Genomic DNA, 2,221 nt, shown 5'->3' on the forward strand with positions numbered 1-2,221 from the left:
TCTGCTGGACGAGATCCCCGAGGCGCGGCCCGCGTCACCCGACGCCGCCGCCGATGCGGGGGAGGAACAGGCGCAGCTCGGCCGCCGGCTCGCCACCCTGACGACCGCCGAACGGGACGCGTACCTGCTCGACCTCGTGCGCGCCCAGGTGGCCGCGGTGCTCGGGCACGCCACGCCGGACGCCGTCCCCGCCGACCAGGCGTTCCAGCGGCAGGGCTTCGACTCGCTGACCGCCGTGGAGCTGCGCAACCGGCTCACCGCCGAGACCGGCCTCGCCCTGCCCAGCACCCTCGTCTTCGATCACCCGACGCCGCTGGCGCTCGTCGCCCACCTGGCCGCCGAGCTGACCGGCACCCCGGCCGGGGCGGTGGAGCGGGAACGGGTCGCGGCCGTCGACGACGACCCCATCGTCATCGTCGGCATGGCCTGCCGCCTGCCCGGCGGAGTCGACACCGCCGACCAGCTGTGGGACATGCTCGCCGCCGGGCGCGACGGCATCTCCGACTTCCCCCTCGACCGGGGCTGGGACAGCTTCCTCGACGGCCGGCTGTCCGACACCTCGTTCCCCCGCCAGGGCGGCTTCGTCTACGACGCGGGAGCGTTCGACGCCGAGTTCTTCGGCATCTCCCCCCGCGAGGCCCTCGCCATGGACCCGCAGCAGCGGCTGCTGCTGGAGGTCTCCTGGGAGGCGGTCGAGTCGGCGGGCGTGGACCCGTCCCGCCTGAAGGGGGAGCGGGTCGGCGTCTTCGCGGGTGCCAGCTTCCAGGGGTACGCGTCCACGGCCATGGGCCGGGACCAGGAGGTCGGCGGCCACCTGCTCACCGGCAACGCGACCAGCGTCCTGTCGGGGCGGGTGGCGTACTCGTTCGGGTTCGAGGGGCCGGCGGTCACCGTCGACACGGCGTGCTCGTCGTCGCTGGTGGCGTTGCACCTGGCTGCGCAGTCACTGCGCTCGGGCGAGTGCGACCTGGCCCTGGCCGGCGGCGTGACGGTCATGGCCTCACCGGCGACCTTCGTCGAGTTCGCGAAGCAGGGCGGCCTCTCCGCCGACGGGCGGTGCCGGTCGTTCGCGGAGTCGGCGGACGGCACCGGCTGGGGTGAGGGCGTCGGGGTGCTCCTCGTCGAGCGGCTGTCGGACGCCCGACGTAACGGTCACCGGGTCCTCGCGGTCGTGCGGGGCTCCGCCGTGAACCAGGACGGGGCGTCGAACGGTCTCACCGCGCCGAACGGGCCGTCGCAGCAGCGGGTGATCCGGCAGGCTCTGGCGAATGCGCGCCTGTCGACGTCGGATGTGGACGTGGTGGAGGCCCACGGCACGGGCACCACGCTGGGTGATCCGATCGAGGCGCAGGCGCTCCTTGCGACCTATGGCCAGGGTCGGGGCGACGCCGCGCCGCTGCTGCTCGGGTCGATCAAGTCGAACATCGGCCACACGCAGGCGGCCGCCGGTGTCGCCGGGATCATCAAGCTGGTCCTCGCCCTGCGACACGGCGTGGTGCCAGCGACCCTGCACGTGGACGAGCCATCCACGAAGGTGGACTGGACGTCGGGCGCGGTCACGCTGGTGACCGAGCGCCGCGAGTGGCCGGCGGTGGTGGACCGCCCGCGCCGGGCCGCCGTCTCCTCGTTCGGCATCTCCGGGACCAACGCCCACGTGATCCTCGAGCAGGCGGAGCCCGTCGAGGCCGAGCCGCCCCGGCCCGTCGAGCTGCCCGTGGTGCCCTGGCTGGTGTCGGCGCGTACGCCGGAAGCCCTCGCCGCGCAGGCCACCCGGCTCGCCGAGCACCTGGGATCCGACGCGGGGCCGACGGCGACGGACGTCGCCTGGTCACTGGCGACCGCCCGCGCCGCCCTGGAGCACCGGGCGGTCGTCCTCGGCACGGGCCGAGACGACCTGCTGTCCGGTCTGGACGCGTTGTCGGCTGGCGCGGCGGTTCCGGGTGTGGTGACGGGTGAGGTCGTCTCGGGTCGTCGGGTGTTGTTGTTTACGGGTCAGGGTGCGCAGCGGTCGGGGATGGGTCGGGAGTTGTATGAGCGGTTCCCGGTGTATGCGGAGGCGTTCGATCGGGTGTGTGCCCTGTTCGCGGGTCAGCTCGACCATCCGTTGGGGGAGGTGGTGTTCGCGGAGCCGGGTTCCGGCCTGGCGGCCCTGTTGGATCAGACGGCGTTCACGCAGGCGGGTCTGTTCGCTCTGGAAGTGGCGTTGCACGAGCTGTTGGCC

The 2,221-nt window shown here is 73.5% G+C and carries 1 protein-coding gene; it reads left to right on the forward strand.

The features are described 5' to 3' along the window. Positions 1 to 2,221 (forward strand): type I polyketide synthase (locus ACVMYR_RS33025; RefSeq protein WP_457123691.1); only part of this gene is annotated, 2,221 nt, incomplete at both ends.

The sequence above is a fragment of the Micromonospora sp. PTRAS2 genome, from assembly GCF_054052245.1.